We start from the raw sequence: 17,074 nt of genomic DNA on the forward strand, positions 1-17,074 counted from the left end.
TCCTAATTACTGTTCGTTGCGCGTGGTAACACGGATGCCACCATGCTCTAAACGGATTATTTTTATTGTATCGTCTTGGGCAGGTAGCTCAATTTCTGGCTGACTTTGCTCTGATACTGAAATTGATGATTTCGTTTGTTTATCAGAGGGCTCTGGTGCTAAACCATATTTAGAAAGTGCAATCACGACTTTACGGTTTTCAGCACGCCCAGCTTCGGTATTATTATCGGCAAAGGGCGAGTATTGGCCATACCCCTCAATGGCCATGCGCGCGGATTCAATGCCCAAACGCTCTAGCTCAACCAATATTGAGGTTGCACGCGCCACTGATAACTCCCAATTAGAACGAAATATTTCATTTCGTATGGTTTCGTTATCTGTATACCCGCGTACTCTTATATAGTTATCGACTGATGCGATGATTGCTTCAATTTTTTTTACAATCTCTTTGGCCTTGTTATGTGCAACAGCACTACCACTGGCAAACAACAATCCGGAATTGAGCTCAATAACCAACCAGTCTTGGCTTAGTTCTAAGCTAGCCTCGCCACTGCTTATCTCATCAATCAGCGACGATTGTAATTTAGCCAATAAACTATCCAGCGGCTTACCTAAGTGGCGTTGACTAATATTGCTATTGTCACTTTGACCATCGAGTAACATTGGGCCTTGCTCTTGCTCTTGAATACTTTCGCCATAGAGTATTTCAGCCTCAGGGGTCACCCTTTCAAGCAATAAAGCATCACCATTTACCCCGTTACCCTGCTGAGAATATTGTTTTGCAGACTTATCAAAAACATGCTCAAGAGAATCAGATAAAACCTTGATGTTGTCTTCTTTGTTTATCGCAATTGCATACAATACAACAAAAAATGCAAACATTATGGTCATATAATCCGCATAAGAAACTAACCAACGCTCAGTATGTTGGCTCTTTAATTGGTGATGACGTAAGCGACGGCGTAACATAGGCGCTAATGGGCCTGTAAAATTGGACGTTCAACGCGGTAGGCTTCAAGCTTTAGTTCAATATTAATAGGGCTCTCACCTTGGCTAATAGCAATTACACCTTCCGCTAACATTTCGTGATAAAGCATCTTTTGTTCAACCCGTTGCTTTAGCTTATTGGCCATAGGTAAAAATAATAAATTAGCCAAACCAACACCATATATAGTTGCAATGAACGCGGTGGCAATACCCGTTCCTAACTGCTCAGGATCGTTAATAAATGACATGGCTTGAATAAGCCCAAGTACCGCACCTAAAATACCAATAGTTGGGCTATACCCACCCATTGCTTCATATACCCGGCTAGCCTCAAGTAATCGTTCTCGCTCAAGTAATAAGTCAATCTCGAGGGTATCGCGTAGTTTTTGCTCTGAACAGCCATCAACTAATAAACTCAGTCCTTTGGCGGCATAGGGATCTGAATGCGCAAGTGCTTCGTTTTCTAATGCTAAATACCCTTCTTGACGGGCTTTATGCGACCAACGTTTTACTTGCTCAATAGCATCTTCAATATCATGGTCGTCGGTAACAAAAACCCAATGAGTAATACTAAGCATTTTTTTAAATGTATTGGCTGATGTTTGTAGCATCACCGCACCTAATGTACCACCTAATACAATAATTAGTGCAGGCCCATTAAACAGCGCAGATACCACACCTCCCTCTAAAGAATAACCGATTGCAATAGCACCTAATGCAACCAGTAATCCTAAAACAGAAAGCTTATCCACAGCCAACCTCTCTTTTTAAGCGTGCAGCCACATCATGAAGGCTAATGCTTTCGCTTGCTAAACCTGCACTGGCTATCGCCTGAGGCATACCATAGACAACACAGCTTTTTTCATCCTGAGCCCAAATTGTAGCGCCAGTTTGCTTAAGCATGCGAGCACCATCACGACCATCTGCACCCATGCCTGTCAAAATAATGGCAAGTACATCTCCTTGATACGCTTTGGCCGCACTGGCAAAGGTAATATCAACACTTGGTTTATAGTTTACTCGTTCATTTTTATCTTCAAACACACGAAGGGTTCTATTAGAGGCACGTCCTTCTACCATCATTTGCTGGCCACCTGGCGCTAAATAAGCGCACCCAGGTTGCAATCTATCACCTTGCTGCGCTTCTTTTACCTTAATCTTACACAAGCCATCTAAGCGAGTAGCAAAGGCCGGGGTAAATGCAGCAGGCATATGCTGTATAAGTAAAATAGGGTGTGGAAAATTAGCAGGTAATTGCGTCAAAATAGTTTGCAGTGCAACCGGCCCACCTGTGGATGTACCAATAGCAACTAACTGATACTGCTTACCACTGGCACGCGCTGAGGCACTGCTGCTAGTAGGTGCAGGACTCGCATTATTAAAGCTACGATCAGGTTGAACTATCGGCTTTTTAGCAAGGTTAGAAAAGCGCTCAGAGCTGTTTGACGCTGGTTTACTAATACTTGGAGATGGGGCCGTTCTCGTAATTCTTCCAATACGCTGGCGGCCCATTTCCTTAACCTTATTTTGCAATAACTTAATTGCATCATCGTTATTACGAGCAATATCTTCAAACTTTTTCGGTAAAAAGTCCATCGCGCCGGCATCAAGTGCATCTAAGGTGGCAGATGCGCCTGCGCGTGTTAACGAGGAGAACATTAAAATAGGAGTTGGGTTACTCGCCATGATCTCTTTCACAGCACTAATACCATCAAGCACCGGCATTTCAACATCCATGGTGATCACGTCAGGTCGTAATTGAGCTGTTTTATCGACAGCTTCTCGACCATTTACAGCGAAACCAATAACTTCAATGCCGCTGTCTTGTTCAAGAATTTCACTCACTCTGCGGCGAAAAAAGCTTGAATCATCAACTACTAAAACTTTAACAGCCATTTCGCTCTCTTATTCAATGAATGGGTAGGCATAAAATATATGCCTACTTTTAATTATCCAGCGTAATGCTTTAACATACTTGGCACATCTAATATCAGTGCAATGCCGCCATCAGAGGTGATTGTTGCACCTGCCATACCAGGCGTACCTTGAAGTAATGCGTCTAAAGGCTTAATTACCACTTCCTCTTGACCAATAAGCGAGTCAACAACGAAACCCACTTTTTGAGTTCCTATTTGTACAATAACCACATGACCTTGTGCTTTTCGCTGACCTCTATCGGCCCCTTTTATGAGCCAATGTTCAAGGTAGAATAACGGAATCGATTTTTTACGAACAATAATCGTTAGCTGGCCATCAACCACATTAGTTTTTGTTAAATCTAAGTGGAATATTTCACTTACACCCGCCAGCGGCAACGCAAAGGTTTGTTCGCCTACCACTACCATTAAGGTAGGCAGTATTGCCAGTGTCAGTGGTACTTTAATCTCTAAAGTAGTCCCTACGCCCATTTCTGATTTTATGTTAACCGAGCCATTGAGCTGAGTGATTTTTGTTTTAACCACATCCATACCAACACCACGGCCAGAAATATCTGAGATCTCTTCTTTAGTTGAAAAACCAGGTGCAAAAATAAGGTTATACGCTTCAGTATCAGAAAGACGACTCGCTTGGTCGTGATCAAGCACCCCTTTACTAATCGCAATCTTTTTAAGCTTTTCAGCATCCATACCGGCACCATCATCTTGGATGGTAAGCAGGATATGGTCGCCTTGCTGAGACGCTGATAAAGTAACAGTACCGGTTCTAGGTTTACCCGATGCTTCACGAACATCTGGCATTTCAATACCATGATCCACTGAGTTGCGCACTAAATGCACGAGTGGATCTGCCAATGCTTCCACTAAATTTTTATCTAAATCGGTGTCTTCACCAACAAGTAATAAATTAATATCTTTTTGCAGCGTTCGTGCTAAATCTCGTACTACACGGGGGAAACGGCCAAACACTTTTTTAATTGGCTGCATTCGTGTTTGCATTACCGCACCTTGGATATCAGCTGTCACTACATCTAAATTAGAAATTGCTTTACCCATGGCCTCGCTATCAGAGTTAGTCGCTAGACTTACCAAACGATTTCGCACAAGTACCAGTTCACCTACCATGTTCATTATTTGGTCTAAGCGTTTGGTATCAACTCGTACCGTTGTTTCTGCCGGTGGAGGCGCTGCTTTTTTAGCGGGAGCTGCTTGTGCCGCAGAAGCCGGCTTAGCTGGCTCTGGTTTAGGCTGTGGCTTTGGTGTCGCAGCAGGCGCAGGTTTATTCTCGACTACAGGTTCTGGTTTACTTACAGGAGCCGGTGTTTCTATCGATTTAGGTGCACCTTTACCATGAAGCTCATCAAGTAACGCTTCAAACTCGTCGTCACTTATTTCATTATCGCCCGAGCTTTGCTCGTTACTTGGTGGAGCCACAGGAGCTGATGGTGTTTGTTGTGGTGTACTTGAGGTTGCTTGGCTCACTTCGCCAAAGCTGCCTACACCATGAAGTTCATCAAGTAGGCTTTCGAATTCATCGTCAGTTATATCACCACTGACATCATTATCACTTGATGATGATTGTTTTTCTTGTGGGGCTTGCCCTTTTCCATGAAGTTCATCAAGTAGGCTTTCGAATTCGTCTTCGGTTATTTCATCAACCTGAGACTCAGTACTGCTGCTATCTGGGCCGCTAAATAATTCATCAAAAGCAAACGGGTCTTCTTTAGCATCGTTGCTCGGTTGCTCTGCAACTGGTTCAGGCTCTACCGATGGAGTTTCCACAGAAGCTATATCTTCAACCACAGAATCGCCGGCAAGCTCTTCTGCTGTCGGTGGCTGCCCAAGTTTGTGAAGTACAGCAAGTAATTCTGGATCCGCAGGCTCTGGCTGGTCACGATTTTTAATCGTGGCAAACATTTCATTAATGGTGTCCAGTGCTTGTAAAATCACATCCATTAATTCAGAGTTAACTGTTCTTACACCTTGGCGCAGTAAATCAAACACATTTTCAGCACCATGACATGCATCAACAAGCTCTGTCATAGCCAAAAAGCCAGCGCCACCCTTTACAGTGTGGAAACCGCGAAATATTGCGTTTAGTAGCTCAGTATCATCTGGGTTGTTTTCCAGTTCTACTAACTGTTCAGATAAAAGCTCAAGGATTTCTCCGGCCTCTACTAAAAAGTCTTGTAAAATATCTTCATCGACTTCAAAGCTCATGCAGTACTCCCCTATTAGAAGCCCAAACTTGATAATAGATCATCAACTTCATCTTGATCAGATACAACATCATTACGCGATTCTTTATCAATAATAGGCCCTTCGGGACCTGCTAGTGTTTGTGCAACAATGGGATCTTCTATTTTTTCTGGTTGTTCAGTTGGTTCAACCTCACCACCTTGCGCTGCAAATGCAGTTAAAAGGTGAATTAAACTTTCTTCAACTTCACGGACAAGTTCAATAACACGGCGAATAACCTGACCGGTTAAATCTTGATAGTCTTGAGCCATCAGCACATTAGTCATCAGCATTTGTAACTCATCGGTTTTGTGATGAGAACTGCTCATAAACTTATCAATACTATGGCAAAGTGATTTAAACTCACCAAGCTCTATTTCGCGGTTCATTAAACGATCCCACGTTGGCTTGATATCAGCTATTTCGTCAGCGATTTCTTGTGCTAATGGTAAGCTTGCTTCAACCGCATCCATTGTCTTATTGGCTGCGTTTTCTGTCATTTCCATGACATAGTTAAGGCGTTTTTTTGCGTCAGGGATGGCATCAGTGGTAATGTCTGTTAAACGCGTGTCTAACTCGAAACTTTTTAAAGCTTCGTGCAGTTGACGCGTCAACTTTCCCACCTCAGCAAATAAATGTGATTGCTCTTGTGAAGCTGTTTCTAAAATTAACTGATTCGCTTTATCTTGCTCACCATTTTCTAAAAAAACAACTAACTGGCGAGCTTGTTCTAAAGTAATCTGAGGCGCAGCAGGTGCTGACATAAGCCTCTCCCTCTCATTAACCTAAACGTTCGAACACTTTTTCTAATTTAGTTTTCAATGTACTTGCAGTAAATGGTTTAACAATATAACCATTAACACCTGCTTGGGCCGCAGCAATTATTTGTTCTTTTTTAGCTTCTGCTGTAACCATTAAAACAGGAATATGCTTTAATTTTTCATCAGCTCGAATTGCCCTTAAAAGATCAATACCTTGCATGCCTGGCATATTCCAATCTGTTACAACAAAATCAAACGCTTGATTTTGCAACATAGGCAAAGCAGTTGACCCGTCATCTGCTTCTTGAACATTGGTAAAACCTAAATCGCGCAACAGATTTTTAATAATACGTCTCATTGTTGAGAAATCATCAACAACAAGAATTTTAATGTTTTTATCCAAAACATCCTCCAGTGAGGCCTGAACCTTTATTTACTTACTTCTAGTTTATCCAGTCATTGATTTTTGCTTTAAGCTTAATCATCGCCTGACCATGTATCTGACTTACACGCGATTCACTTACATCGAGTATATGTCCAATTTCTTTTAAATTCATCTCATCGTTATAGTACAAAGAAAGCACCATTGCATCTTTCTCCGGTAACGACTTTATTGCACTGAGTAAAGACTCATTAAACCGTTCATTTTTAACATTATTGAACGGTTTGTCTAGTGCTAAATCTTGGCCATGGGGTGTAATCACATCGTCATCTATACCAAGGTCTTCAATGCCTAACACTTTGCTTACATTTACATCGTTTAAAATATGATGGTACTCATTTAGCGAAATTTCAAGTTTTTCAGCAACTTCACTATCTTTAGGTTCACGGTTTAAACTGTTCTCAAGCGCAACAATAGTCTCTGCAACCAAACGGCTTTTTCTGTGAACTGAACGTGGAACCCAATCGCCTCGGCGCATTTCGTCTATCATCGCACCACGAATACGAATACCGGCGAAGGTTTCAAAACTTGCACCTTTGCTTGGATCAAAGTTTTTTGAAGCTTCAATTAAACCAATCATACCCGATTGAATTAAATCATCTAGCTGCACACTGGCCGGTAAACGAGCAATTAAATGGCACGCCACTTTTTTGACTAATGAGGCATGCTTTTCAACAATCATATTTAAATTCTGTGTTGACTGATATCCCATAACTCTATTCACCGGTATTGTCATTGTTAGTTACTAACTAGTTTCTCAATGAAAAACTCTAAATGACCCGAGGCTTGGCTAGGTGTTGGCCACTTAGCAATTTTTGTAGCCAGTGTTTTAAAAGCAATTGCAGCAGGCGACCCAGGAAAAATCTCAACAATTACTTTTTGGCGGCGCGTTGATTTGCGCATATTTTCATCATATGGAACCGTTGCAACCAACTCCATTGATATATCTAAAAATCGGTCGGTAACCTTTGAAAGTTTTGCAAACAATTCCTGCCCTTCGCGTAAACTGCGCACCATATTGGCAACAATTTTAAATTTATAAACGCCGTGCTCACGGCTAAGTACTTTAATTAAAGCATAGGCATCGGTAATTGATGTAGGCTCATCACATACCACCACAAGCACATCTTGCGCTGCGCGAGAAAAACTCAGCACCATATCGGAAATACCCGCAGCGGTATCAACAATTAAAATATCAAAGTCGGTGTTAAGTTCACTAAATGCACGAATAAGTCCAGCGTGCTCTGAGGGTGATAACTCAACCATACTTTGCGAACCCGATGTTGCAGGCACTATTTTTATGCCTGCGGGACCTTCGACTAAAATATCATCAAGTTCACATTCGCCCGATAAAACATGAGATAAATTACGCTCAACGCGCAGTCCAAGCATCACATCACAATTCGCTAATCCTAAATCAGCATCTAGTACAAGCACACGTTTGCCTTGTTGGCCTAACGCGATTGCTGTATTAAGGGATACGTTCGTTTTACCCACTCCACCTTTGCCGCCGGTGACAGCGATAACTTTTACGCCGTTATTATTATTCTTGCTCATTTTGCGAAGGCCGCTTGCTTGATCTAAAACTGTGTTAATCATACATCTCTACTGTGCTCGACGCCACTGATTGGTGTCGTGATTGTTGTGCTTTTATTCTTTTTAAATACAATTGCTCAGCTTTTTTTACTAGTTTTTCGGCATTTGCCACTCTAATATCTTCTGGTACTCGCTGACCGTTAGTAAGATACCCTATTGGGAGACGATTTTGAATCGCAATACTAATAATCTCACCTAAACTCAATGACTCATCAAGTTTAGTAAAAATACATCCACTTAGCTGTACTTTTTTAAAGTGCCTTACTGTTTCTTGCAATACATTAATTTGCGCCGTCGCACTTAATACTAAATAACTACGTATATCAACACGCTGATTACGCATCAAGGTGTTTAACTGCTCGGTTAAGCGTAAATCACGTTGACTCATTCCCGCTGTATCAATTAAAACTAGACGTTTATTTCGTAAATGATATAAAACTTCTGCTAATTCATTTGCATCTTTAACTTGTTTAACGCCACAACCTATAATACGACCATACGTTGCTAGCTGCTCATAAGCACCAATACGGTAGGTATCAGTCGTAATAAGCGCTACTTTATCGGCACCGTATTTTTGTGCACCCAATGCTGCCAGTTTTGCAACTGTGGTGGTTTTACCTACCCCTGTTGGGCCTACTAGTGCATAAACACCACCTTGGCGAAGAATTTCGTTGTTAGTGGTTTGCATTTGATCTTCAACCATATTCAATAAGGCTTTCCAACCTTGTTGGCGAGATACATCGTCGGGTACAAAGCATGCCATTTGCTCAGCAACCTCTTTATCTATCCCCATACCCACTAAACGGTCAATCATGCATGCACGGGTTGGATCGCGACGTGCCATATCTTGCTGCATTAAACCTGATACTTGGTGCTCTAATAGTTGGCGAATTGCGTTCATTTCTTCACGCATTGTGCTAATGTCACTGGATTCTTTATGCATTGTTTGCTGATCCGGTGCGCTAGGTGAATCTAAATCGTCAAAGCCACTGTCTAAGTCGTCAAAACCTAAGCTATCAGCTTGAGTACGAGGACGCACTGGCGCGCTTTGTTCACGTTCAAACATATTTTTAGGTCGTGATTGCACAAGCTCTTGTTCTTGATAGTGGCCAGATGTGTCAATACCAGAGTGTGAAAACATTGAAGCAAGCTCTGCTGAACGAGGACGTGGAGACTGACGCTCTAGTAAAGCTTGTAGGCTATCTGCAACCTTTGCTTGTGGCTTAGGTTGAGCGCGTTGCGGTTCTGGTTTAACAAAATTATGTGAACTTTGCTCAGTATGTGCAAATGAAGCGCTTGCAGCAGGTTGGCTTTGAGGCTGCTCTGGCGGTTTTGTCGCTGCTTTGTCGTAATCAACTGCAGCAACAATTTCAACGCCATTAGCTAGTTTTTTATTTGACATAATAACCGCATCAACACCCAACTCTTCTTTGACTTCTTTTAGTGCAGTGCGCATGTCTTTAGCAAAAAAACGTTTAATTTTCATAATTCAAACCCCTTTAAAATCTTATTGTTGGCCTACAGAGCTGACAATCTTGATCTGTCTTTCATCTGGTATCTCTTGATAAGACATCACCCGCAATCCTGGAATGGTGTATTTAACAAATCGAGATAACACAGTGCGTAACATTCCTGACGTTAGCAATATTGAAGGTTCACCGGCCATTTCTTGATTTTGATGCGCTTCATTTAATGATGTTTGAAGTCTATCAGCAAGCCCTGGTTCTATTCCGGCACCTTCATCACCTGCATTTTGAAGTGACTGATGCAACATCTGTTCCAACTCAGGCGCCAAGGTTATGACAGGGATTTCAGAAGACATACCAACAGCATCTTGAACGATTAATCTACGCAACGATATTCTCACTGCAGCCGTTAATACATCAGGGTCTTGGCTACGAGGGCCATACTCAACAAGGGTTTGAACAATTGAGCGCATATCTCGTATTGCTACCCCTTCATTTAATAAGTTTTGTAGCACTTTAACGATGGTGGTTAGTGGTAATACCTCAGGTACTAGCCCTTCAACTAAGCGAGGGTGACTTTTACCTAACATATCTAATAAGTTTTGTACTTCTTCATGTCCGAGTAATAATGCGGCGCTATTAGTGAGTAACTGACTAATATGAGTGGCCACAACGGTTGCTGAATCAACTACGGTGTAACCTAAAGACTGTGCTTCATCTTTTTGATCAGGTTTTATCCAAACTGCATCTAAACCAAACGCAGGATCTTTAGTTTCAATGCCTTTGAGCGGGCCAAATACTTGGCCAGGGTTAATTGCTAGTTCATCGCCGTGTTTAAGCTCCCCCTCACCACTTGATACACCCATCATGGTGATGCGATATGCATTTGGGTCGAGTTCAAGGTTGTCGCGAATATGTACAGGCGGTACTAAAAAACCCAGCTCTTGAGATAGTTTTTTACGCACTCCTTTAATACGGTTTAACAGCTCACCACCTTGTGATTGGTCAACCAAAGGAATTAATCGATAACCTACTTCTAAGCCAATAACATCAACTTGTTGAACATCATCCCAACCTAGTTCTTTTTGTTCTTGTTTAGCCGCAATCCCGGTACCTGAGGCTGCATTTTCAGCTTCTTCGGCCTCAGCAGCCGCCAATTTAAGTTTGTTTTGCTGGGTGTAGTATGCAAGGTAACCTAAAAGCGCCCCTAAACTTAAAAATGCAATATGCGGCATACCCGGGACTAAACCCATAGTGATGAGGATACCAGAGGCAATAAATAATGACTTTTCGTTACCTAATTGCTTCTTAAACTGATCGCCCATATTGTGCGATTCATTTTGACGGGTTACAACAATCGCAGTACCAATTGAAAGTAGTAATGAAGGTAATTGCGCTACCAAGCCATCACCAATGGTTAATAGTGTGTACACTTCCATAGCACGTGAAAAGCTCAAGTCATGCTGGATCATGCCAACAAATAAACCACCTACAATATTGATCACTAAAATGACTATGCCAGCAATAGCATCGCCTTTTACAAATTTACTAGCTCCATCCATAGAACCATAAAAGTCAGCTTCACGGGTTACTTCATCACGACGCTCTCTGGCTTGCTCCGCACTAATAAAGCCAGCATTCATATCTGCATCTATGGCCATTTGCTTACCTGGCATAGCATCTAGAGTAAAACGCGCTGATACTTCTGAAATACGTCCTGCACCTTTGGTAATTACCACAAAGTTAATGATGATCAGAATTAAAAACACCACTAAACCCACGGCGTAATTACCACCAATCACCACCGAGCCAAATGCTTCAATGACTTTACCAGCAGCATCACCACCGTTATGACCCTCAAGTAGTACCACCCGAGTACTGGCTACATTAAGTGCTAAGCGCATTATGGTTGCAATTAACAGCACCGCTGGGAACATCCCAAACTCAAGCGGTTTCATGGTGTATACAGTGACCAGTAATACAACTAACGCAAGCGCGATATTAAACGAAAATAATATATCAAGCAGAAATGGAGGCAGGGGTAAAATAACCATGCCCAGCGCAGCCAACACCAAAAGCGGTGTACCAACGCCTTTTGCATATTCTTTTTTATCTTTATTAAGTTGTTGTAATACCGCTTTAAATTCCATAACTCTACAATTTCAAAAAATTGACACTACGCTGAAATTGCAATAACTATTCCAAGTTAGCTGGTTAGCAGTTAATACTTAAATTCATCGGGGATAGGCAGCTTTTTATTAAGGGCAACAGGGCGTTTTCCACGGCCTTTTTTAAACCGTTTAAGCTGAAACACATAAGCAAGTACTTGAGCAACTGCAGTAAAGAGCTGATCGGGGATTTGATCCCCTACTTCAGCAGTATGATAAAGCGCTCGGGTTAAAGTTGGAGACTCAACAATAGGCACTTCATTACCCAATGCAATTTTACGAATTTGCATGGCGAGCTCATCCACACCTTTGGCTAATACAATAGGCGCGCCTGCTCGCTCTGTATCGTATTTTAAAGCTACGGAATAGTGAGTAGGGTTGGTAACAATAACATCGGCGTCTGGCACATCCTGCATCATTCTCTTTTGCGACATTTGACGTTGGGTTTGCCTTATGCGCGCTTTAATCTGCGGATCACCTTCTGAGTTTTTATATTCGTCTTTTACCTCTTGCATAGTCATTTTAAGCTGTTTGTTATGACTATAGCTTTGAAATGGGGCGTCAATAGCAGCAATAATAATTAAGGTGCAAGACATGGCTAAAAACATCCACGCTAAAATTTCCAAAGCATGAACAATATTGCCAGGCGCACTTTCTATACTTAAATGTAAGATTTCATCAAAAAACGTATTAATTAAAAAAATAGCAAATGCGGCCACCAAGCCAAACTTTAATAATGACTTAAGCAATTCTATAGCCGCTTGTGGACCAAACATGCGGGTAAAGCCTTTCATTGGCGACATTTTACTGGCTTTGGGCGCAGCTGCTTGCCAACTAAAATTAAAGCCGCCAAGCATGGTATTACCGATAAATGCAGCCAATACAATAATGAGTACAAACATCGACATAGGAAATAACAGTACGTCGGCCACCTCTCCCCATACGGCAAACATTTTGGTGGTGTCGTAGGTTTCATTGCGGTTAAGACTCAGCATTCTTCCCATAATGCGGTACAAGCCTTTGCCAATTTCAGGCCCATACATTAATAAGGAAATAGCAGAAAAAATAAGCACAAACATGGTACCTAACTCTTTAGAACGCGCTATTTGGCCTTTCTTTTTAGCATCATCAACTTTTTTTGGGGTGGGTTCTTCGGTTTTTTCTTGTCCGGAATCTTCAGCCATTACGCTCTCCTAAGGGGAACAACCAATTAGAGTACACATCAGCTCAACCATTTTTAGCCATTGGAACTCAAACTGAGTGACAAAGTTACCGAGCGTTGCCCAAATAATAACGAGCCCTGCCACTAAGGTAAACGGGAAGCCTATCGAGAAAATATTTAACTGCGGTGCAGCACGGGTCATAATACCAAATGCCATATTAATAACCAGCATGGCGGTTAATGGTGCTAATGACAGCACTAATGCAGTGGTAAACATCCAACCACCCCATGTCACTATGTCCCAGTAATGATCAACCGCCCACCAATTGCCATCAATGGGCAATACCTGAAAACTATGTACCACCATTTGAATCATCATTAAGTGGCCATTAAATACAAAAAATAATAAGGTAGCTAATATTAGATAAAATTGCCCCACTGCAGGCACACTCATCCCATTAGAGGGGTCAACAACAGATGCAAAACCTAAACCGGTTTGCATAGCAAGGATTTGCCCGGCTAACACAAACGTATTGAGTAATAGTGTGGACGCAAAACCAATTGCGACACCAATCAACATTTGTTGGAGTACCACTAAAATCATTTCAAAAGAAAATAGATTAGTAAATGTAGCAGCAGGAAGAACAGGAACAACTAAGAAGGTGACCACAACAGCCAAGCCCATTTTTATTCGAGCAGGTACGTTTTTTGCGCCAATACCCGCCATGATCATGATCATAGAGCTGATACGCACTAAGGGCAGTAAAAAATCACTTAACCATTGAATGACAACGGAAAATGGAAATTCCATTGTTAACCTGCAATTTCGGGGATAAGCAGCACTAAGCGATTAAAAAAGTCCATTAGCTCTTGAGTAAACCAATGACCTCCCACAATCAGGGCACTGATGGTAATTAATAAACGCGGTAAAAAACTCAGTGTTTGTTCGTTAATTGAGGTTGCTGCCTGAAACACAGCCACAACCAACCCAATAATTAAGCCAGGTACCACAATGGCAGACACCAGCTTAATCACTAAAAATAGGGCTCCACTTAAAATATCAACAAATACTTCAGGTTCCATGGACGACTCCTAGTGTGGTTGGTTCAATGAAGAGTGCACAACTACGTGCCCAAGCCAAAGCTTTTAGCGAGTGTACCCATCACCAAGCTCCACCCATCAACCAATACAAACAACATAATTTTAAACGGTAGCGACACAATCATGGGCGATAACATCATCATACCCATGGCCATCAATACCGATGCAACCACCAAATCGACAATCAAAAAGGGAATAAAAAACATAAAACCAATAATAAAAGCGGTTTGTAACTCACTGGTCACAAACGCAGGAATAAGCACAACCATTGGCGTTGCTTCAGGCGAGTCAAGCTGATCGTAACCTGCTATTTTAGCAAAGGTTTCTAAATCTTTTATACGTACCTGTGAGAGCATAAACGCTTTCATTGGCTCTTTGGCTAAATCAAGTGCTTCAAGTGACGTTACTTGTTCACTTAAATACGGTTCGATAGCGCGCTCATTTATTTGCTCATAAATTGGCGCCATAATAAAAATACTTAAAAACAGCGACATACCTAGTAATACTTGGTTCGAAGGCGTTTGCTGCAAACCAATGGCTTGGCGCAAAATAGCTAAAACAACAATAATTCGAGTGAAAGAGGTCATCATGATAATGGCGGCTGGAATAAAGCTCATAGCCGTCATGATCGCCAACACTTGTAGCGTCACTGAGTAGTCTTGGGTGCCATCGGCATTAGTGGTGATCGTCAGCGCGTCAATCCCCTCGGCATTGACCCCTGGGACGAACACCATGGCAAATAGGAAAAGCAGCCATTTAGTCATAATATTAGTTCTTTTTATTTTGATTAAGTTGCGGATTCAACATTTTGCCAAACCGCTTCGCTAATTCTGGTAACTCTTTTTCTGTTAGGGGGGTTTCTAACTTGTGTAGATAATTAATACTGTGTGGAGTAACCCCTAATAGGTGCTGTGCATTATCTATTTCAACCACCATTAAGCGCTCGCGTGATCCCAACGGAAGACTGCGGATCACTTTGAATTCATCGTTATTGGTTAAATTTGGATTAAGCTTTTTAACAAAAAAAGCCAACACTAAAATTAACACTACCACCACACCTAACGACATAACCATTGAAATAATGTCTGTGGTGGGTGTTGCAGCATCGGTAGCTGCAAACACTGAATTGCTTAAACCAAGTAATGCTATCATCGTAATTTTTTGATCCGTTCAACCTGACTAATTACATCCGTTAAACGAATACCGAACTTATCGTTCACCACAACCACTTCGCCATGCGCAATCAAAGTACCATTAACTAAAACATCAAGCGGTTCGCCGGCAACCCTGTCAAGCTCAATGACCGAACCTTGGTTAAGTTGTAATAAATTACGAATATTAATTTTAGAACGCCCTACTTCCATAGAAATAGTAACGGGAATGTCTAAAATAGTATCGAGTTTACGTTTTTCTTCACCGCTGAGTTCATGCTTTGAATCATCAAGCTCATCAAGCTCGGTTACTTTGACCTCAGGACTATCGTCAGTGCCTTCAGCTTCAGCAAGTGCTGCTGCCCATTCGTCCATTGTATCTTGATCATCGCTCATACTTTTAACCTTTTAATCAATTACCAGTCTAAGTCTACACCGTTTGAAAGGTGTAAATCATCTTCTAGTTCTGCTAATTCTGCATCTGAATCAATTTTTTTGCCGCCTTTGGTAAAGACATGTAGCTCAGATTTAACTGAATCAGGGCGTTTAATTTTTTCACTAATTTGTAGCGCAACGTTATCGCGTGAACGACCCATTTTAGCTCTAAATGTAGGGAGTTCTTCCACAAATACGGTAATATGCTCAGGCATTTCAACTGGAATTATATCCCCGGCTTTGAGCTCCATTATTTGTTTTAAGCTTAAATCAACTTCAAGTAGCTGGGTCGATAAATCGACTTCTACGTCCATTATTTCGTCACGAAGCGCCTTACTCCAACGTAAATCGGTATCTTCAGTATCAGACTGAACACCCGCATCCAATAGCTCTCTGATAGGTTCGAGCATTGAATAAGGTAGCGCAATATGGAAGTCTCCCCCGCCACCATCCAGCTCAATATGAAAAGAGCTAATAACCACCACTTCGGTTGGGCTAACAATATTAGCCATCGCAGGGTTTACCTCAGAATCGAGGTACTCGAACGACACATCCATCACTGGTGCCCATGCTTCTTTGTAATCTTCAAAAATTATTTTCAGCAGCATTTGCACGATTCGGCGTTCTGTTGGGGTAAATTCACGTCCTTCAATTTTGGCATGATAACGGCCATCGCCACCAAAGAAGTTGTCTACCAGTATAAATACTAAGCGTGCTTCCATGGTAATAAGGCCGGTGCCTTTTAGTGGACGAAAACGCACCATATTCAAACTCGTTGGTACAAACAAGGTATGTATGTACTCACCAAACTTGATCATTTGCACGCCGTTAATTGACACCTCAGCGGTGCGGCGCATCATGTTAAATAAGCTAATTCGCATATGACGGGCAAATCGCTCGTTAACAATTTCAAGTGTCGGCATGCGACCACGCACGATGCGATCTTGCGAAGAAAAGTCGTACTGTAGTGTACTTAGCTCACCATCTTCACCGTCGTGTGTATCTTCCTCTTCGACTTCATCGACACCATGTAATAGTGCATCAATTTCGTCTTGGGATAATAAATCGCTCACACTGGCCCCTTATTGCATCACAAAGCCGGTAAATAGTACCCGCTCAATTACTTTATTCCCTTCAATATCCATCATAGCGGCCTGTACTTTATCAAGTGCAGTAAAACGCAGTGTTTCTTTGCCTACACTGGTGCTAAGTTCATCAGCCGTTGTCATGGAAAATACACTCAGGAGTGTGCCTTCAATCAGTGGAATGTGTTTTTTAGCCGTTTCTTCATTATCATCGCCGCGCACTAATAATTGCACTTTAATCTGTACAACTCTATCGCGACTAGCCCCTGGCACATTAAAAATAAACGGTCTAGGCATCGCAACATATAAAGCAATGCCAACCGTTGCCGAAGAACTTGTTGGCGCAGCATCATCTGCAAGGGTTTCTACTGGCTCATCACCACCTGATAATAAAAAGTACCCTGCCACAGCGCCAACAATAAGTAATACAGCGGCAATAATTATTATGAGTTTGCTTTTACTTTTACTTACTTCTTCTATTTCTAAATTAGTATCTTCAGCCATTGTATTTCCTTTATTTGCAAAGGTATTTGCTTGTTTTAACT

Annotated in this window: 18 protein-coding genes; all 18 read right to left on the reverse strand. The window is 41.8% G+C overall.

The window, feature by feature from the left end; translation table 11 throughout:
- Positions 1 to 6: 6 nt before the first annotated feature.
- Positions 7 to 969, reverse strand: coding sequence for a flagellar motor protein MotB (locus tag QMA00_RS00255; protein ID WP_262976052.1), 963 nt, complete (start codon positions 967 to 969; stop codon positions 7 to 9).
- Positions 970 to 974: 5 nt separating this feature from the next.
- Complete coding sequence (locus QMA00_RS00260) at positions 975 to 1,739, reverse strand: flagellar motor protein (protein ID WP_028833993.1); 765 nt, start codon at positions 1,737 to 1,739, stop codon at positions 975 to 977.
- Complete coding sequence (locus tag QMA00_RS00265; RefSeq protein WP_138563548.1) at positions 1,732 to 2,883, reverse strand: chemotaxis response regulator protein-glutamate methylesterase; 1,152 nt, start codon at positions 2,881 to 2,883, stop codon at positions 1,732 to 1,734. Before QMA00_RS00265 ends, QMA00_RS00260 begins: the two co-directional genes overlap by 8 nt.
- 53 nt (positions 2,884 to 2,936) lie before the next feature.
- On the reverse strand, positions 2,937 to 5,144 hold the full coding sequence (locus tag QMA00_RS00270) for a chemotaxis protein CheA (RefSeq protein WP_290155413.1): 2,208 nt from the start codon (positions 5,142 to 5,144) through the stop codon (positions 2,937 to 2,939).
- A 14-nt stretch (positions 5,145 to 5,158) separates the two neighbouring features.
- On the reverse strand, positions 5,159 to 5,926 hold the full coding sequence (locus QMA00_RS00275; protein ID WP_069438702.1) for a protein phosphatase CheZ: 768 nt from the start codon (positions 5,924 to 5,926) through the stop codon (positions 5,159 to 5,161).
- Positions 5,927 to 5,942: 16 nt separating this feature from the next.
- Positions 5,943 to 6,326, reverse strand: a complete 384-nt coding sequence (cheY, locus tag QMA00_RS00280) for a chemotaxis response regulator CheY (RefSeq protein WP_036981761.1) — start codon at positions 6,324 to 6,326, stop codon at positions 5,943 to 5,945.
- 40 nt (positions 6,327 to 6,366) lie between these two features.
- Positions 6,367 to 7,077, reverse strand: a complete 711-nt coding sequence (locus QMA00_RS00285) for an RNA polymerase sigma factor FliA (protein ID WP_248473661.1) — start codon at positions 7,075 to 7,077, stop codon at positions 6,367 to 6,369.
- A gap of 26 nt (positions 7,078 to 7,103) precedes the next feature.
- Complete coding sequence (locus QMA00_RS00290; RefSeq protein ID WP_036981759.1) at positions 7,104 to 7,964, reverse strand: MinD/ParA family protein; 861 nt, start codon at positions 7,962 to 7,964, stop codon at positions 7,104 to 7,106.
- Entirely contained in the window at positions 7,957 to 9,447 is a 1,491-nt protein-coding gene (gene flhF / locus QMA00_RS00295) for a flagellar biosynthesis protein FlhF (RefSeq protein ID WP_290155416.1), read from the reverse strand. The genes QMA00_RS00290 and flhF overlap by 8 nt, the downstream gene beginning before the upstream one ends.
- 21 nt (positions 9,448 to 9,468) lie before the next feature.
- Positions 9,469 to 11,577 carry a flagellar biosynthesis protein FlhA gene (flhA, locus tag QMA00_RS00300; RefSeq protein ID WP_214551940.1) on the reverse strand — a complete coding sequence of 703 codons (2,109 nt, stop codon included), beginning with the start codon at positions 11,575 to 11,577 and terminating at the stop codon, positions 9,469 to 9,471.
- A gap of 71 nt (positions 11,578 to 11,648) precedes the next feature.
- Entirely contained in the window at positions 11,649 to 12,779 is a 1,131-nt protein-coding gene (gene flhB / locus QMA00_RS00305) for a flagellar biosynthesis protein FlhB (protein WP_290155418.1), read from the reverse strand.
- Between the two features lie 9 nt (positions 12,780 to 12,788).
- The gene (gene fliR, locus QMA00_RS00310) at positions 12,789 to 13,568 is read right to left on the reverse strand and encodes a flagellar biosynthetic protein FliR (RefSeq protein WP_290155419.1); all 780 of its coding nucleotides are present in this window, start codon (positions 13,566 to 13,568) and stop codon (positions 12,789 to 12,791) included.
- A 2-nt stretch (positions 13,569 to 13,570) separates the two neighbouring features.
- Positions 13,571 to 13,840 carry a flagellar biosynthetic protein FliQ gene (locus QMA00_RS00315; RefSeq protein WP_010387922.1) on the reverse strand — a complete coding sequence of 90 codons (270 nt, stop codon included), beginning with the start codon at positions 13,838 to 13,840 and terminating at the stop codon, positions 13,571 to 13,573.
- 41 nt (positions 13,841 to 13,881) lie between these two features.
- On the reverse strand, positions 13,882 to 14,622 hold the full coding sequence (fliP, locus tag QMA00_RS00320; RefSeq protein ID WP_013465552.1) for a flagellar type III secretion system pore protein FliP: 741 nt from the start codon (positions 14,620 to 14,622) through the stop codon (positions 13,882 to 13,884).
- 4 nt (positions 14,623 to 14,626) lie between these two features.
- On the reverse strand, positions 14,627 to 15,010 hold the full coding sequence (gene fliO, locus QMA00_RS00325) for a flagellar biosynthetic protein FliO (RefSeq protein WP_010387917.1): 384 nt from the start codon (positions 15,008 to 15,010) through the stop codon (positions 14,627 to 14,629).
- Complete coding sequence (gene fliN / locus QMA00_RS00330) at positions 15,007 to 15,405, reverse strand: flagellar motor switch protein FliN (protein ID WP_138563536.1); 399 nt, start codon at positions 15,403 to 15,405, stop codon at positions 15,007 to 15,009. Before fliN ends, fliO begins: the two co-directional genes overlap by 4 nt.
- Positions 15,406 to 15,425: 20 nt before the next feature.
- Positions 15,426 to 16,517, reverse strand: coding sequence for a flagellar motor switch protein FliM (fliM, locus tag QMA00_RS00335; RefSeq protein WP_262976046.1), 1,092 nt, complete (start codon positions 16,515 to 16,517; stop codon positions 15,426 to 15,428).
- 9 nt (positions 16,518 to 16,526) lie between these two features.
- On the reverse strand, positions 16,527 to 17,033 hold the full coding sequence (gene fliL, locus QMA00_RS00340; protein WP_290155423.1) for a flagellar basal body-associated protein FliL: 507 nt from the start codon (positions 17,031 to 17,033) through the stop codon (positions 16,527 to 16,529).
- Positions 17,034 to 17,074 lie beyond the last annotated feature (41 nt).

It is taken from the genome of Pseudoalteromonas sp. APC 3694, assembly GCF_030407565.1.
Taxonomy (GTDB): Bacteria; Pseudomonadota; Gammaproteobacteria; order Enterobacterales; family Alteromonadaceae; genus Pseudoalteromonas; species Pseudoalteromonas tetraodonis.